24 protein-coding genes are annotated in these 25056 nt (G+C 65.5%); 12 read left to right on the top strand and 12 right to left on the bottom strand.

Annotation, left to right across the window (positions count from 1 at the left end; all coding sequences use genetic code 11):
- The first annotated feature begins 90 nt into the window (after positions 1-90).
- From ACVIIV_RS36355 to ACVIIV_RS36335, 5 genes are all read left to right on the top strand, one after another.
- On the top strand, positions 91-2886 hold the full coding sequence (locus ACVIIV_RS36355) for a hybrid sensor histidine kinase/response regulator (protein WP_456748498.1): 2796 nt from the start codon (positions 91-93) through the stop codon (positions 2884-2886).
- 98 nt (positions 2887-2984) lie between these two features.
- A complete protein-coding gene (locus tag ACVIIV_RS36350; RefSeq protein WP_456748497.1) occupies positions 2985-3455 on the top strand; it encodes a chemotaxis protein CheW in 471 nt (156 codons plus the stop codon).
- A gap of 71 nt (positions 3456-3526) precedes the next feature.
- Entirely contained in the window at positions 3527-3892 is a 366-nt protein-coding gene (locus ACVIIV_RS36345) for a response regulator (RefSeq protein WP_007600538.1), read from the top strand.
- Between the two features lie 75 nt (positions 3893-3967).
- On the top strand, positions 3968-5164 hold the full coding sequence (locus ACVIIV_RS36340; RefSeq protein ID WP_456748496.1) for a protein-glutamate methylesterase/protein-glutamine glutaminase: 1197 nt from the start codon (positions 3968-3970) through the stop codon (positions 5162-5164).
- Positions 5161-6033, top strand: a complete 873-nt coding sequence (locus ACVIIV_RS36335) for a CheR family methyltransferase (RefSeq protein ID WP_456748495.1) — start codon at positions 5161-5163, stop codon at positions 6031-6033. The genes ACVIIV_RS36340 and ACVIIV_RS36335 overlap by 4 nt, the downstream gene beginning before the upstream one ends.
- Positions 6034-6239: 206 nt before the next feature.
- On the opposite strand, the gene ACVIIV_RS36330 is transcribed toward ACVIIV_RS36335, so the two are convergent.
- The 4 genes from ACVIIV_RS36330 to ctrA all read right to left on the bottom strand — a co-directional run bounded on the left by ACVIIV_RS36330 (position 6240) and on the right by ctrA (position 9161).
- The gene (locus ACVIIV_RS36330) at positions 6240-7400 is read right to left on the bottom strand and encodes a glutathionylspermidine synthase family protein (RefSeq protein ID WP_456748494.1); all 1161 of its coding nucleotides are present in this window, start codon (positions 7398-7400) and stop codon (positions 6240-6242) included.
- A gap of 85 nt (positions 7401-7485) precedes the next feature.
- Positions 7486-7881 (bottom strand): hypothetical protein, encoded by a 396-nt coding sequence (locus tag ACVIIV_RS36325; protein ID WP_456748493.1) that lies wholly within the window; start codon positions 7879-7881, stop codon positions 7486-7488.
- Between the two features lies 1 nt (position 7882).
- Positions 7883-8287 (bottom strand): DUF350 domain-containing protein, encoded by a 405-nt coding sequence (locus ACVIIV_RS36320; protein WP_456748492.1) that lies wholly within the window; start codon positions 8285-8287, stop codon positions 7883-7885.
- Between the two features lie 172 nt (positions 8288-8459).
- Entirely contained in the window at positions 8460-9161 is a 702-nt protein-coding gene (ctrA, locus tag ACVIIV_RS36315; protein ID WP_016848562.1) for a response regulator transcription factor CtrA, read from the bottom strand.
- A gap of 480 nt (positions 9162-9641) precedes the next feature.
- Here ctrA and fliI point away from each other — a divergent pair, with 480 nt between their 5' ends.
- The 6 genes from fliI to ACVIIV_RS36285 all read left to right on the top strand — a co-directional run bounded on the left by fliI (position 9642) and on the right by ACVIIV_RS36285 (position 15957).
- The gene (fliI, locus tag ACVIIV_RS36310; protein WP_456748491.1) at positions 9642-10967 is read left to right on the top strand and encodes a flagellar protein export ATPase FliI; all 1326 of its coding nucleotides are present in this window, start codon (positions 9642-9644) and stop codon (positions 10965-10967) included.
- Positions 10968-11088: 121 nt separating this feature from the next.
- Positions 11089-11508, top strand: a complete 420-nt coding sequence (fliJ, locus tag ACVIIV_RS36305; protein ID WP_011084990.1) for a flagellar export protein FliJ — start codon at positions 11089-11091, stop codon at positions 11506-11508.
- Positions 11509-11825: 317 nt separating this feature from the next.
- Positions 11826-12371: a sigma-70 family RNA polymerase sigma factor gene (locus ACVIIV_RS36300; RefSeq protein ID WP_456748490.1), complete on the top strand. Its 546-nt coding sequence runs from the start codon at positions 11826-11828 to the stop codon at positions 12369-12371.
- A gap of 75 nt (positions 12372-12446) precedes the next feature.
- Positions 12447-13499, top strand: coding sequence for an anti-sigma factor (locus ACVIIV_RS36295; RefSeq protein ID WP_456748915.1), 1053 nt, complete (start codon positions 12447-12449; stop codon positions 13497-13499).
- 164 nt (positions 13500-13663) lie between these two features.
- Positions 13664-14623, top strand: a complete 960-nt coding sequence (locus ACVIIV_RS36290; RefSeq protein WP_456748489.1) for an AraC family transcriptional regulator — start codon at positions 13664-13666, stop codon at positions 14621-14623.
- 116 nt (positions 14624-14739) lie between these two features.
- Positions 14740-15957, top strand: coding sequence for an NAD(P)/FAD-dependent oxidoreductase (locus tag ACVIIV_RS36285; RefSeq protein ID WP_456748488.1), 1218 nt, complete (start codon positions 14740-14742; stop codon positions 15955-15957).
- Between the two features lie 262 nt (positions 15958-16219).
- On the opposite strand, the gene ACVIIV_RS36280 is transcribed toward ACVIIV_RS36285, so the two are convergent.
- From ACVIIV_RS36280 to ACVIIV_RS36245, 8 genes are all read right to left on the bottom strand, one after another.
- Entirely contained in the window at positions 16220-16420 is a 201-nt protein-coding gene (locus tag ACVIIV_RS36280; RefSeq protein ID WP_456748487.1) for a hypothetical protein, read from the bottom strand.
- 294 nt (positions 16421-16714) lie between these two features.
- Positions 16715-18856, bottom strand: coding sequence for a flagellar biosynthesis protein FlhA (gene flhA / locus ACVIIV_RS36275; protein WP_456748486.1), 2142 nt, complete (start codon positions 18854-18856; stop codon positions 16715-16717).
- A gap of 380 nt (positions 18857-19236) precedes the next feature.
- The gene (locus tag ACVIIV_RS36270; RefSeq protein ID WP_456748485.1) at positions 19237-19539 is read right to left on the bottom strand and encodes a copper-binding protein; all 303 of its coding nucleotides are present in this window, start codon (positions 19537-19539) and stop codon (positions 19237-19239) included.
- A gap of 17 nt (positions 19540-19556) precedes the next feature.
- Entirely contained in the window at positions 19557-20012 is a 456-nt protein-coding gene (locus tag ACVIIV_RS36265) for a cupredoxin domain-containing protein (protein WP_456748914.1), read from the bottom strand.
- A 32-nt stretch (positions 20013-20044) separates the two neighbouring features.
- Entirely contained in the window at positions 20045-21379 is a 1335-nt protein-coding gene (locus ACVIIV_RS36260) for a copper oxidase (RefSeq protein ID WP_456748484.1), read from the bottom strand.
- A 13-nt stretch (positions 21380-21392) separates the two neighbouring features.
- Entirely contained in the window at positions 21393-22820 is a 1428-nt protein-coding gene (locus ACVIIV_RS36255; protein WP_456748483.1) for a TolC family protein, read from the bottom strand.
- 9 nt (positions 22821-22829) lie between these two features.
- Positions 22830-23114 (bottom strand): hypothetical protein, encoded by a 285-nt coding sequence (locus ACVIIV_RS36250; protein ID WP_456748482.1) that lies wholly within the window; start codon positions 23112-23114, stop codon positions 22830-22832.
- 73 nt (positions 23115-23187) lie between these two features.
- Positions 23188-23589 carry a hypothetical protein gene (locus ACVIIV_RS36245; protein ID WP_456748481.1) on the bottom strand — a complete coding sequence of 134 codons (402 nt, stop codon included), beginning with the start codon at positions 23587-23589 and terminating at the stop codon, positions 23188-23190.
- Between the two features lie 174 nt (positions 23590-23763).
- Between ACVIIV_RS36245 and ACVIIV_RS36240 the strand changes: the two genes are divergently transcribed.
- The gene (locus ACVIIV_RS36240; RefSeq protein WP_456748913.1) at positions 23764-25029 is read left to right on the top strand and encodes an MFS transporter; all 1266 of its coding nucleotides are present in this window, start codon (positions 23764-23766) and stop codon (positions 25027-25029) included.
- The last annotated feature ends 27 nt before the right edge of the window (positions 25030-25056 follow it).

The following is a 25056-nucleotide window of genomic DNA, read 5'->3' as shown; positions in this document are numbered from 1 at the left end:
AATATTAAACGCTTTGCGGTGAAGCTGGCCCCATTCCGAAATGGCGCATCACGCCTCGTGCGCGCCCTTCCTGTATGAAGGCCAGTTTTCATGGATGATCTGTTGCGGGAGTTTCTGACGGAGACCAGCGAGAGCCTGGACACCGTGGACAATCAGCTGGTGAAGTTCGAGCAGGAGCCGAACAACGCCAAGATCCTGGATAACATCTTCCGCCTGGTCCACACCATCAAAGGCACCTGCGGCTTCCTCGGCCTGCCGCGGCTGGAAGCGCTGGCGCATGCCGGCGAGACCTTGATGGGCAAATTCCGTGACGGCATGCCGGTGACCGGGCAGGCGGTGACGGTGATCCTGTCCTCGATCGACCGCATCAAGGAGATTCTGGCCGGCCTCGAGGCGACCGAAGCCGAGCCTGAAGGCAACGACCGCGATCTCATCGACAAGCTGGAAGCGATGGTCGAGCAGGGCATGGCCGCGATGTCAGGCTCGGCGCAGCCGATGCCGGCTGGCACCGCTCCCGTTGCCGACGCGCCGCCGCTGGCGCCGGAAGCCTCTGTTGCCGCCGCGCCGGCAAAGGAGATGACCTCGGGCTTGCTGGTCGAGCAGACCCTGGAGCGTCCCTTGCGCCCGGGCGAAGTCTCGCTCGACGAGCTCGAGCGCGCCTTCCGCGAGACCGCGATCGAAGCGCCGATCCCCGCGCCCGTTGCCAAGGCTGAAGTCAAGGCCGAGCCCGGCCCCCAAGCGCCGGTCGCAAAGGAAGCCGCAAAACCCGCCAAGCCCGCGCCGAAGAAGTCGATGGCCGACGAGACGGCGAGCGAGGGCGACCGCATCGCCAACCAGTCGATCCGCGTCAACGTGGATACGCTGGAGCACCTGATGACCATGGTCTCCGAGCTGGTCTTGACCCGCAACCAGCTCCTGGAGATCTCCCGCCGCAACGAGGACACCGAGTTCAAGGTGCCCTTGCAGCGCCTCTCCAACGTCACCGCCGAGCTGCAGGAAGGCGTCATGAAGACGCGCATGCAGCCGATCGGCAATGCCTGGCAGAAGCTGCCCCGCATCGTCCGCGACCTCTCCAGCGAACTCGGCAAGCAGATCGAACTCGAGATGCACGGCGCCGACACCGAGCTCGACCGCCAGGTGCTCGATTTGATCAAGGATCCGCTCACCCACATGGTGCGCAACTCCGCCGATCATGGCCTGGAGACCCCCGCCGAGCGCGTAGCCAGCGGCAAGGGCGAGCAGGGCACCATTCGGCTCTCCGCCTATCACGAGGGCGGCCACATCATCATCTGCATCGCCGACAACGGCAGAGGCCTCAACACCGAGAAGATCAAGGCCAAGGCGCTCTCGAGCGGTCTCGTCACCGAGGCTGAGCTCGAGAAGATGAGCGAAGCGCAAGTCCACAAGTTCATCTTCGCGCCGGGCTTCTCCACCGCGGCCGCCATCACCTCGGTGTCGGGGCGCGGCGTCGGCATGGACGTGGTGCGCACCAATATCGACCAGATCGGCGGCACCATCGACATCAAGTCGGTGGCCGGCGAGGGAAGCTCGGTCACCATCAAGATCCCGCTGACCTTGGCCATCGTCTCGGCCCTGATCGTGGAGGCCGCCGGCGACCGTTTTGCCATTCCGCAGCTCTCGGTGGTCGAGCTGGTCCGCGCCCGCGCCAACAGCGAGCACCGCATCGAGCGCATCAAGGACACCGCGGTCCTCCGTCTGCGCAACAAGCTCTTGCCGCTGATCCACCTCAAGAAGCTGCTCAAGATCGACGACGGCGCGGCGTCCGATCCCGAGAACGGCTTCATCGTGGTGACCCAGGTCGGCAGCCAGACCTTCGGCATCGTCGTCGACGGCGTGTTCCACACCGAAGAGATCGTGGTCAAGCCGATGTCGACCAAGCTGCGTCACATCGACATGTTCTCCGGCAACACCATTCTGGGCGATGGCGCGGTGATCATGATCATCGATCCCAACGGCATTGCCAAAGCGCTCGGCGCCGCCGGCTCCTCGGCCCATGACATGGGCGACGAAGCCGCCGGCCACCACATCGGCTCGGGCGAGCAGACCACCTCGCTGCTGGTGTTCCGCGCCGGCTCGTCGCAGCCCAAGGCGGTCCCGCTTGGCCTCGTCACGCGCCTGGAAGAGCTGCCGGCCGACAAGATCGAGTTCTCGAACGGCCGCTACATGGTGCAGTACCGCGAGCAGCTGATGCCGCTGGTGGCCATGGAGGGCGTCACCATTGCCAGCCAAGGCGTCCAGCCGATCCTGGTGTTCGCCGACGACGGCCGCTCCATGGGCCTCGTCGTCGACGAGATCATCGACATCGTCGAGGAGCGGCTCAACATCGAGGTCGGCGGCTCTTCCTCCGGCATTCTGGGCTCGGCCGTGATCAAGGGCCAGGCCACCGAGGTGATCGACGTCGGCCACTTCCTGCCGATGGCGTTCGCCGACTGGTTCACCCGCAAGGAGATGAAGCCGTCGCTGCACTCGCAGTCGGTGCTGCTGGTCGACGACTCAGCCTTCTTCCGCAACATGCTGGCGCCGGTGCTGAAAGCCGCCGGCTACCGCGTCCGCACCGCGCCGACCGCGCAGGAGGGCTTAGCTGCGCTGCGCGCCCAGAGCTTCGACGTGATCCTGACCGACATCGAGATGCCCGACATGAACGGGTTCGAGTTCGCGGAAGTGATCCGCTCCGACAACAACCTCGCTGCGACGCCGATCATCGGCCTCTCGGCGCTGGTGTCGCCGGCGGCGATCGAGCGCGGCCGCCAGGCCGGCTTCCACGACTATGTCGCCAAGTTCGACCGTCCCGGTCTGATCGCGGCGCTGAAGGAGCAGACCGCAGGCGCCGCCGGCGCCTCCGAGCTGAGCCGGGCGGCGGCGTAGAGCATGATCCGGACCCGAAGGGCCGCGTTAGCGCAAAGTGCGAAGCGGTTTTCCGACAAGATCATGCTCAGACAAAAGTCCGGGATCAGGAGGCACACATGAGCAGCAAGACCCAATCCAGCGAAGGCGCCATGGTCGAATACGTCACCGCGATGATCGGCGGCCAGCTGTTCGGCCTGCCGATCTCCCGCGTCCAGGACGTGTTCATGCCCGAGCGCGTCACCCGCGTGCCCTTGTCCTCGCGCGAGATCGCGGGCGTCTTGAACCTGCGCGGCCGCATCGTCACCGTGGTCGACATGCGCTCCCGTCTCGGCCTGCCCAGGGACGAGGACGGCAAAACGGCGATGGCGGTCGGTGTCGACCTGCGCGGCGAATCCTATGGCCTCCTGATCGACCAGATCGGCGAGGTGCTGCGCCTGCCCGAGGACGGCAAGGAGGAGAACCCCGTCAACCTCGACCCTCGCATGGCCAAGCTCGCCGGCGGCGTCCACCGCCTCGACGGCCAGCTCATGGTCGTCCTCGACGTCGATCGCGTCCTCGAGCTCGCGCCCGAAATGATGGCGGCCTGATACGGCGGCGCTGCCGCCGGCGGACCTGCAATTGGAAGTGTCCCCGCAAAGGGGAGGAAGCAGAGGTTCACATGCGAACTTGTCTCGTCGTTGATGATTCCAGCGTCATCCGCAAGGTTGCGCGCCGGATCCTGGAGGGTCTCGACTTCCAGATCCTCGAAGCCGAGGACGGTGAGAAGGCGCTGGAGGCCTGCAAGCGCGGCCTGCCGGATGCAGTGCTGCTCGACTGGAACATGCCGGTCATGGACGGCTACGAGTTCCTCGGCCATCTCCGGCGCATGCCCGGCGGCGACCAGCCGAAGGTCGTGTTCTGCACCACCGAGAACGATGTCGCGCACATTGCACGCGCGCTGCACGCCGGCGCCAACGAGTACATCATGAAGCCGTTCGACAAGGACATCGTGACGGCGAAGTTCCAGGAAGTCGGCCTGATCTGAGCGATCGCCCGGAGGCTGAACGGATCCTTCGGCGCTTGTTTTCAACTGAACCGTTTCAGTCTGAGTTGGTGAGTAATGAGTGTTGCGTTCGCAGGTAATTCGACTACGAGCCCGTCGCGCGAAGCCGGACCACTGCGGGTGATGATCGTCGACGATTCCGTCGTCATCCGCGGTCTGATCTCGCGCTGGATCGGCGCCGAGCACGACATGGAGGTCGCGGCTTCGCTGCGCACCGGGCTCGAGGCGGTCAACCAGCTGGAACGCATCAACCCTGATGTCGCCGTGCTCGACATCGAGATGCCCGAGCTCGATGGCCTCTCGGCGCTGCCGCAGCTGCTGGCGAAGAAGCGCGATCTCGTCATCATCATGGCCTCGACGCTGACCCGCCGTAACGCGGAGGTCAGCTTCAAGGCGCTGTCGCTCGGCGCGGCCGATTACATCCCCAAGCCGGAGTCGACGCGCGAAGCGTCGGCCGCGGACATTTTTCACCACGACCTGATCCAGAAGATCCGCCATCTCGGCGCGCGGCTGCGTCGCAAGCCCGCGGTTGCGAGTCCGCCGCTGGCGCCCGCGAGCCCGGCTCCCGCCGCGCGCGGTCCAGTTGCACGGCCTGCCGCGCCTGCACCCGGCCCAGCCATGCATGCTCCTTCGGCGGGGGCGCTGTCGATGCGTCCGTTCTCGACCCAGGCGCCGAAGGTGCTGCTGATCGGCTCCTCGACCGGCGGTCCCCAGGCGCTGATGTCGCTCGTCACCGAGCTCGGCCCGGTGATCGACCGCTTCCCGGTGCTGATTACCCAGCACATGCCGCCGACCTTCACCACCATTCTTGCCGAACATCTGGCGCGGTCGAGCCGCCGCCCGGCGGCCGAGGCGGTCGACGGCGAGCCGGTGAAGTCGGGACGGATTTATCTCGCGCCCGGCGGTAAGCACATGCGCGTCGCGCGCAGCGGCGCGGACGTGACGATCGCGCTCGACGACGGCCCCGCCGTCAATTTCTGCAAGCCCGCGGTCGATCCGCTCTTCACCTCCGCCATCGACGTCTGGCATGGCGCCATCCTCTCCGTGATCCTGACGGGCATGGGCTCGGACGGCATGCGCGGCGGCAAGGAAATCGTTGCGGCCGGCGGCAGCGTGATTGCGCAGGACGAAGCCTCCAGCGTGGTATGGGGCATGCCGGGCGCGGCTGCCAATGCCGGCATCTGCGCGGCGATCCTGCCGCTCAACCAGATCGGCGCCAGGGTCAACCGCCTGTTCGCGGGAGACCGCTCGTGACGCCCGCGGACTACGACTATCTGCGCAAGTTCCTGAAGGAGCGCTCCGGTCTCGACCTCTCCGCCGACAAGCAATATCTGGTTGAGAGCCGGCTGCTGCCGCTCGCCCGCAAGGCAAGCCTTCCCGGCATCCCAGATCTCGTGCTGAAGATCAGGAACGGCGACGGCCGACTTGCGACCGACGTGGTCGAAGCGATGACCACCAACGAGACCTTCTTCTACCGCGACAGGATTCCGTTCGATCATTTGCGCGACACCATCCTGCCAGGCCTGATCCAGGCGCGCACGGCACGCAAGAGCTTGCGCATCTGGTCGGCGGCCTCGTCGACCGGACAGGAGCCCTATTCGATCGCAATGTGCGTGAAGGAGAAGGGGACAGCCTTGGCCGGCTGGCGCATCGAGATCGTCGCCACCGACCTGTCGCAGGAGGTGCTGGAGAAATCCAAGGCCGGCGTCTACAGCCAGTTCGAGGTGCAGCGCGGCCTGCCGATCCAGCACCTGATGAAGTACTTCACGCAGTCCGGCGAGCTCTGGCAACTCAACGCCGACATTCGCGCGATGGTGCAGTTCCGCCAGCTCAATCTGCTGCAGGACTTCTCGCATCTCGGCACGTTCGACGTGATCTTCTGTCGCAACGTGCTGATCTATTTCGATCAGGATACCAAGGCCGTGATCTTCGAGCGCCTGGCGAAGGCAATGGAAGCTGACGGCACGCTGCTGCTCGGGGCTGCCGAGTCCGTCGTCGGCATCACCGACGCGTTCCGTCCCATCACGGAGCGCCGCGGTCTCTACCAGCTCAACCCCGCGCGCTCCGGCCGGCCGATGGGCGGATTGATGCCGCAGCCGTTGAAGGTCGCTGCGGCGAGGTGAGTTACCTCGCCCCGCTTGCGGGGAGAGGCATAGGCCGCCTTCGGCGGCCGTTCCTGAAGAACGCCAAAGCAGAGCTTCGGCTATGTTGCATCGAAGATGCAATCCGGGTGAGGGGGACTCTCCGCGAGTCAATCTGTCACCATTTTTGCGGAAGCAGCCCCTCACCCCAACCCTCTCCCCGTAAGAACGGGGAGAGGGAGATAACTTCACAAAATCGCATGCGGCAGAAACCGAGAGCGGTTGCCCGTGATCGGGCTCTCGTCCTCGCGGATCGACAGGCCGCAGGGTTCGTGGTTCACCAGCCAGCTTCCGATCACCGGATAGAAGCCGGAAAAGTTCGGCAGCGGTGCCAGCGCCTGGCGCACGAAACCTTCGGCGCCGTAGGGACCTGCCTGCTCGTCGAGCGGCATGCCGCCGGACACCAGCGTCACATTGGCGCCCTCGCGCGACAGCAGCGGTTTGCGGACATAGGACGTCCCGAGCTCCGCGACGCGCGGATCGTCCTCGAAAAAGGCCGGCAGCAGGTTGGGATGGTTCGGAAACATCTCCCATAGCAGCGGCAGGATGCCCTTGTTGGAGATCACCGCCTTCCACGGCGGCTCGATCCAGCGGGTCGGTGCGTCCTTGAGCTTGGCACCGAAGGCATCGTGGAACATCCACTCCCAGGGATAGAGCTTGAAGGCGAGCGCGATGTCACCATCGTCGAGATCGACGAAGCCGCCAGGCTCGTCGCGCCAGCCGATCTCTTCGATGTCGAGCAGCCTGGTCGAGAGCCCGGCCTGGCGCGCGGTGTCTTCGAGATAAGCGAGCGTGCCGGCGTCTTCCTCGTTGCCGGTGATGCCGGTGAGATGGACGTGGCGGCCGCTAGCGATCTCCTTCCACGCCGCGATCAGCCGCTCATGGATGGAGTTGAACTGATCGGCTCGCGACGGGATGACGCGGCGTTCGATCGCCTGTTCGAGCCAGGTCCATTGAAACACCGCGGCCTCGAAGATCGAGGTCGGCGTGTCCGCGTTGTATTCGAGCAGCTTCGCCGGCGACTTGCCGTCGAATTTCAGATCGAGCCGGCCGTAGAGGCTGCGGTCGTCGCGCTCCCAGCTCTCGGCGATCAGGCCCCAGAACGCTTCCGGTATCTTCAGGCGCCGCAGATGCCGCTCGTCGCCGATGACGCGGCCGGCAAGCTCCAGGCACATCGCGTCGATCTCGCCGGTCGGCGTCTCGATGCCGCGCTCGATCTCGTCGAGCGTGAAGCCGTAATAGGCGCGCTCGTCCCAATAGCGCTCGCCGTCGATGGTGTGGAAGACGAAACCGCATTTCGCCGCGGTCTCTCGCCAGTCGTCGCGCTCGAGGCAGGTGATGCGCTGCATGTTATTTCCTGCGCATGATCTCCGCGCAAACGCGTTTCGCATTTGTCGCGAGGGAAAACCGGCGGCCACTTTTCGGGATCATGCGCTAGCTGCCGCCCGAGAAGCCATGGCCAAAGGAGCCGAAGCCGCCACGGCTCACGCTGCTGTGGCCGGAATCAGACGACGAGGTGCCCGACGAGGAATGGCTCGAGGAATCGCTGCTGAAAAAGCTCGATCGCGACGACCAGCGCGAGCTGCTGCCGCCTGACGAACTGCTGCTGCTGCTGCTGGTGCAGGTCGTGGTCGTCTGCCCCGGCACGGCGCCGGGAGTGGGCTCGCAGGTCTGCCGCGGCATCAGCGTGTAGGCGGTGGTGCCGACCGCGATCGTGCCCATCACCAGCAGCGCGACATGGCCGGAGCGCTTCACCGGCGATCGCGCGGGCGGTGGCTCGGCCACCGGCCGGCGCTTGCCGAACTCCTTCTTGGCGGGCTTGTCGGCCATGTCAGTAGATCATGCTGGCGGCGTTGAGCAGCCCCGCGGCGAGCGAGGACAGGCCGAGCCAGATCGCCGGCGCAAGCTCGCCGGCGGAGATCCGCGCCGACAGATTGGGCACCGGAACTTTTATGAGGAAGAACACGATGACCTGCACGACCAGGGCGATCGTTGCCCAGATCATGCAGTCCAGCACGTTGGCTGAATGCGCGATGGCGCTGACCAGCGGTGCCACGAAGCCGAGCAGGCTGAGCCCGAGCGCGATCGCCGCGGCGGGCTCGTTATCCCGGATGAGCTGGAACTCGTTATGCGCGGTTATGCGGGTGTAGACGAACAGATACGCCACGATCGCGATGAGCCCGGTGCAGAAATAGACCAGGAAGGCGGGCAGGCCGGCGAGTGATTGCAGGATCATCGTTCCCCCATCGTGCAGCGACCATTCGTCGGCGGGAGAAGCATAGCGGTTCAACGGCAGGACGGCGACGAAACCGCGTTGGTGTCCCCAAAAACGAAAACCCCGCCATTTGCGGCGGGGTCCAGGCTGGAAGGAGCGAGCCTGACTAGGCTCGCGACGTAAACCCAGAAGATCAGGCGGGGATGCGCTCGTCGGCCTCGTGCGGCTCGCGCAGCACGTAGCCGCGGCCCCACACGGTCTCGATGAAGTTGCGGCCCTCGGACGCGTTGGCGAGCTTCTTGCGCAGCTTGCAGATGAAGACGTCGATGATCTTCAGCTCGGGCTCGTCCATGCCGCCATAGAGATGATTGAGGAACATTTCCTTGGTGAGGGTCGTGCCCTTGCGCAAGCTGAGCAGCTCCAGCATCTGATATTCCTTGCCGGTCAGATGCACGCGCTGGCCGCCGACTTCCACCGTCTTGGTGTCGAGGTTGACGACGAGGTCGCCGGTCTGGATGACCGACTGGGCATGGCCCTTGGAGCGGCGCACGATCGCGTGGATGCGGGCCACCAGCTCGTCCTTGTGGAAGGGCTTGGTCATGTAGTCGTCGGCGCCGACGCCGAGGCCCTTGACCTTGTCCTCGATGCCGGCGAGGCCGGAGAGGATCAGAATCGGTGTCTTGATCTTGGAGACCCGGAGCTGCTTGAGCACGTCGTAGCCGGACATGTCGGGCAGGTTGAGATCGAGGAGAATAATGTCGTAATCGTATAGTTTACCGAGATCGACGCCTTCTTCCCCCAAATCGGTCGTGTAGACGTTGAAGCTCTCCGACTTCAGCATCAGCTCGATCGACTGCGCGACGGCGCTGTCATCTTCAATCAGCAAAACGCGCATGCCAGTTCCCCATAGTCGCCGCTCCTGGGCGTCAGGTCGGCCGCATTCGCGGCACTCAACAAAACGCCTTTGAACAACTGATTCGGATCCTGACAACAGATGGTTAACAAACTCTGATTCTGGAACGCAAGTCCCCCGGTGCAATTTTTGTCGAATCGCCCTAAGGTCTTGCGTACGAAGCAGCTTTTGTCACCCGATTCCGTTCAAGCTCCACTTTAAGAGACGGGCCTAACCGACTCCCGCGACTCAGCCTTCTTCTGAAGGGGAGTCACGCTCAGTCTCAAAGACAGTGACGCAATGATTAATGATGCGGGTAAACACGAAGTTAAGCGCCGTTCAGAAATATGGCGAAACTTAAGAGTTTCACCGTGAAGTCCCGGGGATCGCGAGGGCGACCCCGGGGATCGCAAGGGCGACCCTGCGAATCGCAAGGGCGACCCCGGGGATCACCAAGGCGCGCCCCTTAATGAAGGCTCACCGATGAAGGCTCTTGCCGAACAGATCGGCGACATCGACGGCATCAACATTTACGGCCGCGTGGTCGGCGTCCGCGGCCTGATGGTCGAGGTGGCCGGTCCGATTCACGCGATGTCGGTCGGCGCGCGCCTTGTGATCGAGACCGGCGCCAACCGCACCATTCCCTGCGAGGTGATCGGCTTCTCCGGCAACAATGCCGTCGTGATGCCGTTCGCCGGCCTCGACGGCGTGCGCCGCGGCTGCAAGGCGCTCATTGCCAATGCCGCCAATCAGGTGCGGCCGTCCGCAGCCTGGCTCGGCCGCGTCGTCAACGCGCTGGGCGAGCCGATCGACGGCAAGGGCCCGCTGCCGCAAGGCGCCTCGCCGATGCCGTTCCGCAATGCGCCGCCGCCGGCGCATTCGCGCAAACGCGTCGGTACGCCGCTCGATCTCGGCGTGCGCGCGATGAACACGTTTCTCACCTGCTGCCGCGGCCAGCGCATGGGTATCTTCGCAGGCTCCGGCGTCGGCAAATCGGTGCTGCTGTCGATGCTCGCGCGCAACGTCGATGCCGCGGTCAGCGTCATCGGGCTGATCGGCGAACGCGGCCGCGAGGTTCAGGAATTCTTGCAGGACGATCTCGGCGAGGAGGGCCTGGCGCGCTCCGTCGTGGTGGTCGCGACCTCCGACGAGCCGGCGCTGATGCGCCGCCAGGCGGCGTATCTGACGCTCGCGGTCGCCGAATATTTTCGCGACGAGAACAAGGACGTGCTCTGCCTGATGGACTCGGTGACGCGCTTTGCCATGGCCCAGCGCGAGATCGGTCTGTCGGCCGGCGAGCCGCCGACGGCCAAGGGCTACACGCCGACCGTCTTCACCGAGCTGCCGAAGCTGCTCGAGCGTGCCGGCCCGGGCCTGGGCGAGGGCGCCATCACCGCCATCTTCACGGTGCTGGTCGACGGCGACGACCACAACGAGCCGATCGCCGATGCCGTCCGCGGCATCCTCGACGGCCATATCGTGATGCAGCGCTCGATCGCCGAGCGCGGCCGCTACCCCGCGATCAACATCCTCAAATCCGTCTCGCGCACGATGCCGAAATCGGCCGATCCGCAGTTCTGGCCCGTCATCCAGCGGGCGCGCCAGGTGATGGCGACTTATGCCGATATGGAGGAATTGATCCGTCTCGGCGCCTACCGGGCCGGCTCCAGCCCCGAGGTCGACGAGGCGATCCGCCTGCACGAGCCGCTGGAGGCCTTCCTGCGCCAGCGCAAGGACGAAAATGCATCACTCGCGGACGGCTATCGGCAGTTGGCACAAATCCTCGGCAATTTGGAAACGGAACGCTAACTTTGTCAGGTCATCATCCGATCCCACAGAGTAGCAGAGCCGGTCTTGGCCCTGACAGGGCCTATGGGGAGACCGGTGCCGTCCCACGTGCAGCGGGGGGACTTCTGGGGAGTACGAGTCGATGAAGTCACGAGATACCCTCATCCGCCTGAAGAAGTTTCAGGTCGACGAGAAGCGCCGCCGGGTCACCCAGATCGAGACCATGATCGCCGACTTCCAGCGGATGTCGGTCGATCTCGAACGCGAGATCCAGACCGAGCAGGAGCGCGCCGGGATCAACGATCCCTCGCACTTCGCCTATCCGACCTATGCCAAAGCCGCGATCCAGCGCCGCGAGAACCTGACCCGTTCGGCCGACGAGCTCAAGGGTCAGCTCGACGAAGCCAAGGCCGCGCTGGCCGAGGCCTTCGAGGAGCTGAAGAAGGTCGAGCTCCTCGACGAGCGCGACCAGGCCCGCGAGCGCGCCGAAGAAAACGCCCGTGAGCAGGCTGACCTCGACAGCATCGGCCTGATGCGTGCCCGCATCGGCGCCGTCGCCTGAGCCGTCAGCAGCCAGACCATCCAGGAATTTGCCAAACCCGGACCCGCAAGGTCCGGGTTTTCGTATCTGCTGTCCACAGTGTGGCGCCGCGCCCCTTGGTGGTCGGCTTTGCCGCGCGCTATGGTAGCGGGAATGAATGCTGTGCCAGCGACGGCGGCGCCCACCTCTTCCTTGGGAGAGGTCGGCGCGGAGCGCCGGGTGAGGGGTGACGGTCTCCCGTTAGCCCTGCACCCCCTCACCCGATTTGCTGCGCAAATCGACCTCTCCCCGTCGGGAGAGGTGAAGGGAAGCAACGGGGCCGCGTTTCAGGGGGCTGAATGCTGACGCCAGCAGAGCTGGTCGGGTTGATCGAGGCGGTGGCGAAGGGCGATCAGGCCGCGTTCGAGCGCCTCTACGCCGCCACGCGCGCGAAACTCTATGGCGTCGTGCTCCGTATCTTGCGTCGGCAGGATCTCGCAGAGGAGGTCATTCAGGAGACCTACGTCAAGATCTGGAACGGCGCCGGCCAGTTCAATCCGGCGCTGTCGTCGCCGATCACGTGGATGGCCTCGATCGCGCGCAACCGTGCGATCGACATCGTGCGCAAGAAGTCGGAAGCCTCCATCGAGGAAGAGCCTCAGGCGATGGAGGTTGCGGCCGAGAGTCCCGATCCGCTGGCGCGCCGCGAGATGACCGAGGAGCTGAAGCGGCTCCTGGAATGTATCGGCCGGCTCGAGCCGGACCGTCAGAGGCTCGTGCTTCTCGCCTATTACAACGGCTGGAGCCGCGAGCAATTGGCGGAGAAATTCGCCGCGCCCGTCAACACGGTGAAGACGTGGCTCCGGCGCAGCATGTTGGATATCCGGGAGTGCCTCGGGCTTTAGAGAATGACGAGAGTGGCAAGAACCAGTGCGGCAACGGCAGTCCACCTCTCCCTTCGGGAGAGGTGAAGGGACGTGATGGCCTACACGGAGGACCATATCGCGCTCGCCGCGGAATACGCGCTCGGCACGCTCGACGCCGATGAGCGCGCGCAGGTCGAGACCATGATGGAGGTGGACGAGGCGTTCGCCGAGATCGTGCAGGCCTGGGCCTTCCGGCTCGGCGCCCTCAACCAGATGGTCGGCTCGGTCGAGCCGCGTCCGATCGTGTGGGAGAACATCAGGTCCGAGATCGCGCGCGCGGCCCTTGCGCAGGAGCCGCCCGTGCCTGCCGAGGCTTCGCCACCGCCGCCTGTGCCGGAGTCCTCGCCGCAGATTGCGGAGTCCCCGACCGAGAGCTCGCAGTCGGCAGAGGGGCAGCATCCCGAAACCGGGCAACCTGAGACGTCGCGTCCCGAGCCGGACGCCATACCTGACATCGCGCCGCAATTCATCCCGCAGGTCCATGCTCCGGATGTCAACGTCGTCCGTGCGCCGCAGGCGCCGGTCGCCGACGACAGCAATGTGATTGGCCTCGAGGGCCGCGTGAAGCGCTGGCGCAACGTCGCGTCCGCCGTCGGCGCGCTTGCGGCCGCGCTGCTCGTCACTCTGTCGCTGCAGATCTTCCTGCCCGACGCGCTGCCGGGCGCCTTGCGTCCCGCGCCGCGCATCCAGACGGTCGAGGTGAAGACCCCGGCTGCGCCGCTCGCCGCCTCCGCGCAATATGTCGCGCTGCTGCAGGACCAGGGCGGCGGCCCCGCTTTCATCCTCACCATCGACGGCGCGACGCGGAATTTCACGGTGCGGAAGGTCGGCGCGACGCCGGAGCCGGGCAAGAGTTTCGAGCTCTGGCTGATCTCGGACAAGCTGCCGCGCCCGCGCTCGCTGGGCGTCATCGGCGCGAGCGATTTCACCGCGCGTCCGCTGCTCGCCTCCTACGATGCCGAGGTCGTCAACGGCGCGACCTACGCCGTCACCGTCGAGCAGGCCGGCGGTTCGCCGAGCGGCCAGCCGACCTCGGCCCCGGTGTTTTCCGGCAAGCTGATCGAGACGGTGCCGCCGGCCCAGCCGCAGGCGCCAGCGAAGAAATAGGTGCGCCGCTCATGCGGGCTACGACGCTGTCGCCACTGTCCATCCCGCCGTCGCATCCCGACAAGTGCCCCCGAATCCGCCCCTGATTTGAACCTCCGCTCAGTCCGCGGCGTCAAATTCCCGGAATTTGAAGTCCGTGATGCCGGAAAGGGCGAGAAAATCAGATGGATGCAGCGAGAACGCCGGGCATCTTCCTTCATCAATATGCAGGCCTGCCGCACGGCGCGGCGTTCGAACATTGGCGCGAGCGGGCCGTCGGTCCCTGCGGCCTCGATATCGGGCCGAGCCGTGGCGACAGCATCGATTGCCGGCTGCAGATCAGCGTCATCGACAACATCGCGCTCGCCATTCCGGAAGGCGCCTCGGCGCAATATTCCCGCACCCAGAGCCACCTTGCCGACGGCAGCGACGATCTCGTCCTGATCGCGGCGCAGGCGGGGCTCGTCCGCGTCGGGCAGAACGGCCACACCGTCGAGCTAGCGCCCGCACAGATGGTGCTCGTCGACATGAGCGTGACCGGGACCGTCGGCCACACCGATGCAGACCGCTTCACCACCATTCGCATGCCGCGCCGTGCGCTGCTCGATATCAATCCGCGCGCCGAGGACAAGCTCTCGCAGGTGCTCATCGACGGCGCGGTCGCCGAGACCATCTTCCGCTACCACGCGCTCGCCGCCAATCACGCGCCGCATCTCGATGCGGTCGGCCAGCGCCTGACGGCGCAGCACATGGTCGATCTCGTCGGTCTGCTGCTCGGCACCGATGCGGAGCACGCAAGCCGCGCACGCGGCCGGGGGCAGGCGGCGGCTCGCCTCGATCTCATGCGCGCCGACGTGCTGTCCGCGCTCGGCCGCAACGATCTCTGCCTCGCAGAAGTCGCGACGCGCTCGGGATTGAGCCCACGCCAGGCCCAGCGCCTGTTCGAGCAGGCCGGCACGACCTTCACCGAATTCGTGCTGGAGCAGCGCCTGCTCCATGCGCGCAAGCTGCTCGGCGATCCCCGCGCCAGGACGCGCAAGATCAGCGACATCGCGCATTCCTCGGGCTTCTCCGATCTGTCCTATTTCAACCGCGCCTTCCGCAAGCGCTTCGGCGCGACGCCGTCGGAACTGCGCGAGGCGTAAGTCGCGATTTCGTGCAATGGTACGGCGCTGCCGGATTTGGTCGATGCCGGTTGTTGAGCTATATCTGTCTGCGCGGGCAGACCGCAGGATTGCTCTGGAAAGTGGAGTAGGCGGTCATGGCGCGTATCGTCGTGCTCGGCGCCGGGTTTGCAGGCCTGTGGGCGGCCATCGGCGCTGCGCGCAAGCGCGCTGAGATCGGTGCTGACGGCGATATCGAGATCCGTCTCATCGACCGCCACCCCTATCACAATATCCGCGTGCGCAATTACGAGGCCGATCTCGGCGAGGTCGCGCTGCCGCTAGCGCAACTGCTCGATCCGATCAGTGTCAGCCACGGCGTCGGCGAGGTCGAGGCCATCGATCCGGCGCGGCGCGAAATCTCGCTCGTCACCAGCAGCGGTAAGGAGACGCTGGGCTATGACCGCCTCGTGCTGGCGCTCGGCAGCGAGGTGATGCGGCCCGACATTCCCGGCATTGCCGAGCACGCCTTCGACGTCGACACCTATGCCGCGGCGCTCCGCCTCGAAGACCATCTCACTTCGCTCGGACGCAGCGCGCCGTCGCCGGGGCGTTCGACCGTCGTGGTGGTCGGTGCCGGCTTTACCGGCATCGAGGTCGCGGCCGAGATGCCAGACCGGCTCACGCGCGCTGGCATCACCGGCAGCGGACGCATCATCCTGGTCGATCCCAATCCGGCGGTCGGCGCCACCATCGGCGCGCAAGCGCGTCCCGTCATCGAGACGGCGTTGTCGTCATTGGAGGTCGAGACGCGCCTCGGTGTGCGTGTCGCGTCGATCGATGCGGCCGGCGTGCATCTCAGCTCCGGCGAGTTCGTTGCGGCGCAGACCGTGATCTGGTGTGCGGGCATGCGTGCAAGCCGGCTCGCCGCGAGCCTTCCGGGCGCGCGCGATCGCCTTGGGCGCCTGCTGGTCGATCCCTTCATGCGCATGGCGGATCTGCCTGGCGTGTTCGCGGCCGGCGATGTTGCCTCCAGCGTGGTCGATGGGCTGCATCCGACCGTGATGTCCTGCCAGTTCGCGCGTCCCATGGGCCGCTTCGCCGGCCACAATGTGGTGGCCGACCTCGCCGGCCTGCCCATGCTCCCGCTGCGGATCGACTGGTACGTGACCGTGCTCGACCTCGGCGGCTGGGGCGCGCTCTACACCGAAGGCTGGGATCGCGAGGTGAGGGCGACCGGCGCGGCCGCGAAGGCGACCAAGCAGACCATCAATCGCAAGCGCATCTATCCGCCGCTGACTGGCAGCAAGGACGAGCTGTTCGCTGCCGCAGCGCCGATCGTGCAGGCGCCGCCGCCGTCTTATGGGGCGGGGTAGGACGCTCGCTGAAGGACGACGGCTGGGACGCCACGCTCCGTCATTGCGAGCGCAGCGAAGCAATCCAGAATCTTTCCGAGGAGACAGCCTGTATTGCTTCGCTGCGCTCGCAATGACGAGGCACCCCAGACATGAGAAAGCGCCCGTGGGGGGCGGGCGCTTTCTGTAGTCGACTTGGGGTTGGGGTCGTCTACATATCCACGTGGCGACTTTGGGGGGCTGGTAAAGAGCCGCGTGAATTCAAAAAACTCGTCAGATCTCCTCAGCGAACGAGGGACGCGTCCGAACTGGTGACAACGACCGGCTTGCCCGCCTTGATGACGCGGGCGGTCTGGGTCAAGCCTTCATCCGAACCCGAGCGCGCCGTCATGCCAAAGCCCGCCACCGCGATCCCTGCGACGAGCACCACGACCACAATCTTCAAATGGGTCGAGCGATCAGCGCTGTAGATCGAGTGGTTCATGGAAGCCTCCTGCCGCCATCTACCCGAAGTAGTCGCCGGCCCATTCAGGCAGGTTCATGCTTCCGGTGCCCAACAACCTAGTATTGACGGGATTCGTTCCCAAGGGGCGATCACAAGAGCGTGACAGGACGTGAAAGATCGCGATCAGAAGCGACCCTTGATCGTGCTTTTTTATAACTATTTCAAAGCTGTAATGTGCCTCCCGAGCGCGTTTGCCGCTTTTGGTCCACAAGGCGCCAGGAACTCAAAAACCATTTGCCTGTGGCCGAAAAACATACGGCTTCTTAAGGCAAATCAGATGCTTCCGACCGTTTTCAACCTCGCCCTGGGGTGGATTTCAGCCTGCGACAGCACGGTGGTCTGGGCCCGGAACCGTTCCACCAGGGACCGCACGAACGGCCGAATGGCTGCGGAGGTGACCAGCACCGGCGCCTCGCCTTCGCGGGCGGCGCGCTCGAAGGCCTCGCGCACGGCGGTCATGAACTCCGACAGTTTCGAAGGCTGCATCGCAAGGCTGCGCTCCTCGCCCTGGCCGATGATGGATTCGGCGAAGGCCTGCTCCCATTTCGCCGACAGCGCAATCAGCGGCAGGTAGCCGGCGTACGAGGTGTTCTGCGCGCAGATCTGCCGCGCCAGGCGGGCGCGGACGTGCTCGACCATGGTCGCGGGATTGCGCGAGAACGCCAGCGAATCCGCGATGCCTTCGAGGATGGTGGAGAGGTCGCGGATCGAGATGCGCTCGGCGAGCAGCAGCTGCAGCACGCGCTGGATGCCGGAGACCGTGACCTGGCCCGGCACGATGTCCTTGACCAGCTCACTCTGCTCCTTCGGCAGCTCCTTGAGCAGCTTCTGCACCTCGCCATAGGACAAGAGGTCCGACATGTTGGCCTTGAGCAGCTCGGTGAGATGGGTCGAGAGCACGGTTGCGGCGTCGACGACGGTGTAGCCCTTGAGCGAGGCCTCCTCCTTGAGACTGGCATCGACCCAGGTCGCGGGCAGGCCGAAGGTCGGCTCGGTGGTGTGGATGCCGGGCACCTGCACCTGGCTGCCGCCGGGGTCCATGACCATGAACTGGTTCGGCCAGATCTTGCCGGTGCCGGCGTCGACCTCCTTGATCTTGATGATGTAGGTGTTGGCTTCGAGCTGGACGTTGTCGAGGATGCGCACCGCCGGCATCACGAAACCCATCTCGATCGCGAGGGAGCGGCGCAGCGCCTTGATCTGCTCGGTGAGGCGGTCGGTGCCATCAGGGCCGTTGACCAGCGGCAGCAGCGCGTAGCCGAGCTCGATCTTGAGGTCGTCGATCTTGAGCGCGGCCGAGATCGGCTCTTCTGTCGCGGCAGCACCGGGCGCACCGGGCATCCCCGGCGCCGGAGCGGCGTGAGCGGCTTCCTCGGCCTTGACGGCGGTCTTCTTGTGGTTGCGGGCGTTCCAGGCCAGCGCACCGGCGCCGGCGCCGAGCGCGAGGAACGGGATGGTCGGAATGCCCGGCAGCGCCGCCAGCACCAGCATCACCGCCGAGGACATCGCGAGCGCCTGCGGATAGCCGGAGAACTGCTTCATCAGCGCCTTGTCGGCGGCGCCGGAGACGCCGGCCTTGGAGACGAGCAGGCCGGCCGCGGTCGAGACGATCAGCGCCGGCACCTGGGTGACGAGGCCGTCACCGACGGTCAGCAGCGTGTAGGTGCGGCCGGCGTCGGCGAAGGACATGCCCTGCTGCGCCACGCCGATGATCATGCCGCCGACGACATTGATGAAGACGATCAAGAGGCCGGCGATGGCATCGCCCCGGACGAACTTGGAGGCACCGTCCATGGCGCCGAAGAAGCCGCTCTCGTCCTCCAGCTCCTTGCGCCGTTCCTTGGCGACCTTCTCGTCGATCAGGCCGGCGGAGAGATCGGCGTCGATCGCCATCTGCTTGCCGGGCATGGCGTCGAGGTGGAAGCGGGCAGCGACTTCGGCGATGCGGCCCGAACCCTTGGTGATGACGACGAAGTTGACGATGATCAGGATGGCGAAGACGATGATGCCGATGACGAAGTTGCCGCCCATCACGAAGTTGCCGAAGGCCTCGATGACGTGACCGGCGGCAGCCGTGCCCTCGTGCCCGTGCGACAGGATCAGGCGGGTCGAGGCCATGTTGAGCGACAGGCGCAGCATGGTCGAGATCAGAAGGATGGTCGGGAAGGCCGAGAATTCGAGTGGGGCCTGGATGAACAGCGACGTCATCAGGATCAGGATCGAGAGCGTGATCGAGATCGCCAGGAACAGGTCGAGCACGATCGCGGGCAGGGGCAGGATCAGCACCACCAGGATGGTGAGGATGCCGAGCGCCAGCGCGATGTCGCCGCGCTTGAGGACGGTGACAATGTCGTTGAGGGAGGGGATGCCGGGCTTCGCGTTGCCTACGCCCTGTCCCGCGGTGACGTCAACCATGGTAGCTGCCTCCCCGCGCGACTGCCGTCCGCGCGCCCCAAACGTCTGCGCGGCGGCCGAAGGGCCGCCGTTCCGAAAGTGAGGCACCGCACTGGCGTCCACGGGGGCTCTCCCGTTCTAAACGCGGCCGACGACACTCGACTTCACCTGGCAATTTTTGCCCGGTGTATGGTTAGCAAAGGGTTAACGGAGGGGGAGGGAAGGGGGCGGTCCGGGGTGTTTCGGATCCCGTGGTGTCATTCCGGGGCGCCCGGAGGGCGAACCCGGAATCCATCGTGCGGCGGAGTTGGTGGGTGGATGGATTCTCTGATGCGCAATTGCGCATCATAGCTCGCGCCAAGGGGGCGCGCCCCGGAATGACGGCTGAGGGAGGCCGCTCCCTACTTCGCCTTCTGCATCTTGGTCACCGTGTAGCCCGACGCCGCCTCCTCGGCTTCGAAGGTCACCTTGTCGCCGACCTTCACCTGCTTGAGCATCGCCGCGTCCTTGACGCGATAGACCATGGTCATCGGCTCCTCCATGCCGAGGCTCTTGGCCGGTCCGTGCTTGAGCGTGATCTTGCCGGCGCCTTCGTCGATCTTCTTGACCTCGCCGCTGATCGCGGCACCCTCGGCCGCGAGGGTTGCAGTCGCAAGGCCGACGGTCAGCGCCAGCGCGGCAGTGATACGGATGATGCGGTTCATGTGGATCTCCTTTCGCGTTACTTCACGGTGACTTGGCCGACCATGCCGTACTCGCGATGGTCGGGAATGAGGCACGAATATTCGAAGGTGCCGGGCTTGCTGAACTTCCAGAGGATCTCGGCCGTCTTTTTTGGTGCAAGCCGCACCGCGTTGGGATCGTCGTGCTCCATGTGCGGATGCTTCTTCATCTGATCCGCATGCGCGAGGTTCTCCTTGGTCGTGGCCAGCAGGAATTCGTGGTCTTCCTTGCCGATGTTGCGCAGCACGAAGCGGATCTGCTCGCCGCGCTTCACCTCGATTTTTGCGGGCGTGTAGTCCATCTCGTTCATCAGAATCTCGATGGTGCGTGCGGGCTTCCGGGGATCGCCGGGCTCGCCGGCCGAATAGTTTCCGTGCCCGTGCTTGTCGTGAGCAACGGCCGGCGCACTCGAAAGTGCAGCCAGCGCGAGGCCGAGCTTGATCGTGGTCTTCATCGTGGTCTCCAGTTGGTGGTTCATCGAAACGCTCACATCTTGTGCTTCATCGGCGGACTGCCGGATTTGTGCCGCGCCGGCTCCGAGGCGGGTGCGGCCACTTCGTAGGCGACGGTGCCTTGCGGGAATTTGTACGGACCGGGGTCGCGGTAATCGTCGCGCGCGAGGTCTTCGCGGATCTTCATCACGGTGAACATGCCGCCCATCTCGATCGCCCCGAACTGGCCGGTGCCGGTCATCATCGGCAGCGTGTTGTCGGGCGTGGGCATCTCCATGTTGCCCATCGCCATGCCGGTCGAGCCCATGGCCATGCCGTCGGGCGCGAGCTTGCCGACGGCTTTGGCGAGATCCTTGCGCGACACGCCGATCAGGTTGCGCACATCGTGTCCCATCGCGTTCATGGTGTGGTGTGACTTGTGGCAATGGAACGCCCAGTCGCCGGGATTGTCGGCGAGCACGTCGAACACCCTGACAGCGCCGACCGGGACGTCGGTGGTCGTCTCCGGGATCTGCGCGCTCTCCTGAATCCAGCCGCCGTCGGTGCAGGTCACCGCAAAGCTGTGACCATGCAAATGGATCGGATGGTTGGTCATGCTGAGATTGCCGATGCGCACGCGCACCTTGTCGCCGAGCCTGACCGGCAGCGGATCGATGCCGGGAAAGACCCGGGCATTCCAGGTCCACATGTTGAAATCGGTCATCTCGTTGACATGCGGCAGATAGGTGCCGGGGTCGACGCGATAGGTGCTCATCACGAAGACGAAGTCGCGGTCGACGGGCCGGAAATTCGGATCGCGCGGGTGCACGACGACCATGCCCATCATGCCCATCGCCATCTGGACCATCTCGTCGGAATGCGGGTGGTACATGAAGGTTCCGCTCTTCTTCATCTCGAATTCGTAGACGAAGGTCTTGCCCGGCTCGATGTGCGGCTGGGTCAATCCGCCGACGCCGTCCATGCCGCTCGGAATGATCATGCCGTGCCAGTGCACGGTGGTGTATTCGGGCAGTCTGTTGGTGACGAAGATGCGGACCTTGTCGCCCTCGACGGCCTCGATGGTCGGGCCCGGCGATTGCCCGTTGTAGCCCCACAAATTCACCTTCATGCCCTCGGCGAACTCGCGCACCACCGGTTCTGCGACGAGGTGGAATTCCTTCCAGTCGCCGTTCATGCGAAACGGCAGCGACCAGCCGTTCAGCGTGACCACGGGGCGATAGTCGGGACCGCTGGTCGGATGCAGCGGCGGCTGCATCACCACCTTGTCCATGGTGGGCGCTTCCGGAATCGAAGCGGCCTGCACGCGGCCTTGAATAGCCGACGCGCCGGCAAGCGCGGCTGTGCCTAGAAATCCTCGGCGCGAAAACATCTTGGCCTCCATCTCAGTGGCCGCCGCCATCGGCAGGTGCTGCCGCGGCGATGGTAGTTGGATTGTCGCTGACGGCCGCCGGCGCGCCGCCGCCGTTGACGGCGGTCTGCAAATCGGCCTGGGCGAGGAAGAATCTCTGCCTGGCGTCGATGGCGCCGCGCAGAGCCGCGAGGCGCTGCCGCGCTTCGGTGAGCAGCGCGAAGATATCGACCTGCATGCTGGAGAAGCGCAGCTGCATCTCCTCGGTGATGATTTTTCGTAAGGGGATGATCTCGCGCTGGTAGTGGCCGGCGATGTCGTAGCTGGAGCGATAGACGCGGTAGGCATCGCGCGCCTCGGAGCGCACGTTGACGGCGCGCTCGGTCAGGCGGTTGAAGGCAAAGTTGTAAGTCTCGGCGGCCTGGCGCACGCGCACCTCGCCGCCGTCGAAGATCGGGATCTGGAATTGCACGTCGAAGCCGCGCTCGCGGAACGGCGGCCCTTCCGGATCCTGGGTGCGGCGCGAGATGCCGGCGAGATCGAGCAGCGTCACGAAACGCGTCGCCTCGGTGAGGTTCAGCGCCTTCGCCAGCGCGGTCAGCTCCAGCCGCGCGATCTGCAAGTCGATGCGATGCGCCACCGCATCGGCCTCGATCGTGGGCAGGGCGAGCGGCCGGCGCGGCAGCGGCGGCAAGGCGTTGGGCAGGCGGAAGTCGAGACCGTCGTCCCACAGCCCCATCAGGCGCGCCAGCCTCTCGCGCGCGCTCGCTGCCGTCTGTCGTGCGGTGGCGAGGTCGGCGGTGGTCTCGGCGTAAAACACCTGCTCGCGGGCCTGGTCGAGCTTGTTGAGCGAACCGGTCTCGCCGAGCTTGACCGCGAGCTGTGCGGTCGATTCCGCCGTCGCCTTGGCGTCGGTCAGCAGCACCACCATCTCGTTGCCGGCGACAGTGCGGACATAGGCGCGGCGGACGTCGGCGGCGAGCCGCAGCGTCGCCAGGGCCGCACGCAATTGGGCCTGCCGAAAACGTTCGCGGGCGATGTCGGAGCGGAACGGCAGGGTGGCGAGCGCGAGGATGTCGCCGACCACCTGGCGCTCGATCTCGCTGGCGCCATTCCCTGTAATCCGCGAGACCGCGAACACCGGATTGGGCGGCAGGCTCTGCTCGACGAGATCGGTCTCGGCCAGCGCCAGCTCGTTATAGGCGGCCTGCAGCCCCTTGTTGTTGAGCAGCGCGATTTGCACGGCGCTGTCTGCGCTGAGCGTCCGCGACAGCAACTGGCGAACGCGCGCGTCGACCGCGCCGGCGCCCTCGGCCGTTCGCACAAAGGCGACGTCCTTGTTGATGGCTTGGCTGGTCAGATCCGAGACACCAGTCATGCCGCTGTCGGGCGAGAAGGCGGCACAGCCGGAAAGGCTGAGCGCCGTGAGGACGAGCAGGCCTCGCGCAAGATGGCGTGTCATGGCGCGCTCCTACCTGTCCTGCTTCGGCTGCGGCGTCACCGCATCGTTGCGGCCGCGCCACGGCGCCGGCGTTGCAGGCCGCAGGCTGGTATAAGGTGCGATGGTCGAGCGATAGCCGATGCGCGCCACCTTCGCCGCCGCCGGATCGGCGGGGTCGGCGCTGGCGATCTGTGTCGTTGCCGGCATGCAGCCGGACAGCGCCAGCGCGGCAAAGGCGAGCAGCAGCCAATCGAATCGAAAATGTCGTCCACCCACCGCAGGTGCGGCGGACTTCGCCCCGGAAAGCGTAAACATGACTAGTCCTTGATCTGGAGACCACAGGTTCGCGCGCGCAAAAGCGCGCTCGGCCCGAAATCGTCGCGTCAGATCAGGCGATGGGGGGGCGGTAGTGCTGGGGCGGCGCGGCGCTGTGCAGGCTGGGCACGATCTCGGGCGCGCAGGTCGACGTCGGCTGGACCGGTGTGGCGACGCTGGGCAGATCGGCCGGCAGCGCGCTGACGCACATCATTGCACAGCACGGGCCCACCGTTCCCTTGCCGCCGTGATGATTCGGAGCAGGTGCGTCCTTCGCGGCGGTCTGGGAATCAGTTCCCACATGCTCGTGCGGAACATCGCCATGGCTCGCAGCCATGTGATGATGCACCGGAACGAGATCAGCCTCGTCACCGAGGCAAGGCGCCGGAGCACTGCCCCAAGCCAGGCTTGCGGCCGGCGCGAGCACGCAGAACAGATAGGCGAGGGCGATGATTCGCCCCACCCTGATCCGCATCGATCGTGTCAACCGCAGCAACATCCCGCCGATATGCTCCTCGCGCGGGCAATGTTGCACGCGCTTGTTGCAAACTAATGGCAAAAGACGCATTCGCCAAGAACTTATTACCGCAGTGCACCGCGCATGCCCAATATCGCGGCACGCTGGTTGACCATGCGGCGGTCCGCGAACATGGTCCTGCCCGTGCACGCGCCAAACCATCCAGGGCAAACCCCAGCCTCCTTTACCCCTGACTCCCGTCAGGCCTGGGTGCGGCTCGTCATTGCCCTCGTGATCGGCTCGATCGGCGCTGTCGGCATGTGGGCGGTCGTGGTCGTGATTCCCGTGGTGCAGGCCGAATTCGGTGCCACGCGCGGTGCGGTGTCGCTGGCTTTCACCCTGATGATGTTCGGCTTCGGGCTTGGCGGCGTGATCGCCGGCAAGATCACCGACCGATTCGGCATCGTGCCGGCGATGGCGATCAGCATCGCCTTCCTCGGAATTGCCAACGTGCTCGCGGGCCTGTCGGGCCAGCTCTGGCAGTTCGTGGCCGCCTATTTCCTCATCGGGCTCGGCACCTCCGCGACCTTCGCGCCGCTGATGGCCGAAGCCTCGCACTGGTTCGAGCGCTATCGCGGGTTGGCCGTCACCATCGTCGCCAGCGGCAATTATGTCGCGGGCACGATGTGGCCGCCGATCGTGAGCTGGGGCACGCAGGAGATCGGCTGGCGCTATACCCATATCGGCATCGGCATCGTCTGCGCTGGCCTGATGGCGGTGCTCGTGCTGATCCTGCGCGCGCAGATGGGCAACGACCATATCCGCGATCATGCCAATGCACCGCCGCCGCGGGTCGATCTGAGGCTCTCGACGAATACGCTGACGGTGCTGCTCTCGATCGCCAGCATCTCCTGCTGCGTGGCGATGGCGATGCCGCAGGTGCACATCGTCGCCTATTGCGGCGATCTCGGTTATGGCGTCGCGCGCGGCGCCGAGATGCTGTCCTTGATGATGGGCTGCGGCATCGTCAGCCGGATCGGCTCCGGCTATCTCGCCGACAAGATCGGCGGCATCCGCACGCTGCTGGTGGGATCGCTGGCGCAGGGCTTTGCGCTGGTGTTCTATCTGTTCTTCGACAGCCTGACCTCGCTGTATCTGATCTCCGCGATGTTCGGCCTGTTCCAGGGCGGCATCGTGCCGAGCTACGCCATCATCGTGCGCGAGGCGATGCCGGCGAGCGAAGCTGCAACCCGTGTCGGCATCGTGATCTTTGCGTCCGTGTTCGGCATGTCCTTCGGCGGCTGGGTGTCCGGCGTCATCTTCGATGCCACCGGCTCGTATGCCGCGGCGTTCGCCAATGGCGTGGCGTGGAATGCGCTGAACATCGGCATCGTCGTGCTGCTCTTGATCCGCGCGCGGATGGGCTCGGTCAAGGCCGGCCCGGGTTTTGCGACCTAAAGTTTGAGCATGATCTTTTCGGAAAAC

It is taken from the genome of Bradyrhizobium sp. USDA 4354 (assembly GCF_054060315.1).
Note: the sequence above shows the minus strand (reverse complement) of the source record. Positions and strands in the feature narration are given on the sequence as shown.

What these genes read in the sequence shown, in the direction of transcription:
- fliI (WP_456748491.1), top strand. Translation starts at nt 9,642, where the DNA reads ATGAAGGCTCTTGCCGAACAGATCGGCGACATCGACGGCATCAACATT.
- ACVIIV_RS36355 (WP_456748498.1), top strand. Translation starts at nt 91, where the DNA reads ATGGATGATCTGTTGCGGGAGTTTCTGACGGAGACCAGCGAGAGCCTG.
- ACVIIV_RS36330 (WP_456748494.1), bottom strand. Translation starts at nt 7,400, where the DNA reads ATGCAGCGCATCACCTGCCTCGAGCGCGACGACTGGCGAGAGACCGCG.
- ACVIIV_RS36340 (WP_456748496.1), top strand. Translation starts at nt 3,968, where the DNA reads ATGAGTGTTGCGTTCGCAGGTAATTCGACTACGAGCCCGTCGCGCGAA.
- ACVIIV_RS36280 (WP_456748487.1), bottom strand. Translation starts at nt 16,420, where the DNA reads ATGAACCACTCGATCTACAGCGCTGATCGCTCGACCCATTTGAAGATT.
- ACVIIV_RS36350 (WP_456748497.1), top strand. Translation starts at nt 2,985, where the DNA reads ATGAGCAGCAAGACCCAATCCAGCGAAGGCGCCATGGTCGAATACGTC.
- ACVIIV_RS36250 (WP_456748482.1), bottom strand. Translation starts at nt 23,114, where the DNA reads ATGTTTACGCTTTCCGGGGCGAAGTCCGCCGCACCTGCGGTGGGTGGA.
- ACVIIV_RS36285 (WP_456748488.1), top strand. Translation starts at nt 14,740, where the DNA reads ATGGCGCGTATCGTCGTGCTCGGCGCCGGGTTTGCAGGCCTGTGGGCG.
- ACVIIV_RS36345 (WP_007600538.1), top strand. Translation starts at nt 3,527, where the DNA reads ATGCGAACTTGTCTCGTCGTTGATGATTCCAGCGTCATCCGCAAGGTT.
- ACVIIV_RS36270 (WP_456748485.1), bottom strand. Translation starts at nt 19,539, where the DNA reads ATGAACCGCATCATCCGTATCACTGCCGCGCTGGCGCTGACCGTCGGC.
- ACVIIV_RS36290 (WP_456748489.1), top strand. Translation starts at nt 13,664, where the DNA reads ATGGATGCAGCGAGAACGCCGGGCATCTTCCTTCATCAATATGCAGGC.
- ACVIIV_RS36245 (WP_456748481.1), bottom strand. Translation starts at nt 23,589, where the DNA reads ATGCGGATCAGGGTGGGGCGAATCATCGCCCTCGCCTATCTGTTCTGC.
- ACVIIV_RS36300 (WP_456748490.1), top strand. Translation starts at nt 11,826, where the DNA reads ATGCTGACGCCAGCAGAGCTGGTCGGGTTGATCGAGGCGGTGGCGAAG.
- fliJ (WP_011084990.1), top strand. Translation starts at nt 11,089, where the DNA reads ATGAAGTCACGAGATACCCTCATCCGCCTGAAGAAGTTTCAGGTCGAC.
- ACVIIV_RS36260 (WP_456748484.1), bottom strand. Translation starts at nt 21,379, where the DNA reads ATGTTTTCGCGCCGAGGATTTCTAGGCACAGCCGCGCTTGCCGGCGCG.
- ACVIIV_RS36325 (WP_456748493.1), bottom strand. Translation starts at nt 7,881, where the DNA reads ATGGCCGACAAGCCCGCCAAGAAGGAGTTCGGCAAGCGCCGGCCGGTG.
- flhA (WP_456748486.1), bottom strand. Translation starts at nt 18,856, where the DNA reads ATGGTTGACGTCACCGCGGGACAGGGCGTAGGCAACGCGAAGCCCGGC.
- ACVIIV_RS36320 (WP_456748492.1), bottom strand. Translation starts at nt 8,287, where the DNA reads ATGATCCTGCAATCACTCGCCGGCCTGCCCGCCTTCCTGGTCTATTTC.
- ACVIIV_RS36240 (WP_456748913.1), top strand. Translation starts at nt 23,764, where the DNA reads ATGGTCCTGCCCGTGCACGCGCCAAACCATCCAGGGCAAACCCCAGCC.
- ACVIIV_RS36255 (WP_456748483.1), bottom strand. Translation starts at nt 22,820, where the DNA reads ATGACACGCCATCTTGCGCGAGGCCTGCTCGTCCTCACGGCGCTCAGC.
- ACVIIV_RS36295 (WP_456748915.1), top strand. Translation starts at nt 12,447, where the DNA reads ATGGCCTACACGGAGGACCATATCGCGCTCGCCGCGGAATACGCGCTC.
- ACVIIV_RS36265 (WP_456748914.1), bottom strand. Translation starts at nt 20,012, where the DNA reads ATGAAGACCACGATCAAGCTCGGCCTCGCGCTGGCTGCACTTTCGAGT.
- ctrA (WP_016848562.1), bottom strand. Translation starts at nt 9,161, where the DNA reads ATGCGCGTTTTGCTGATTGAAGATGACAGCGCCGTCGCGCAGTCGATC.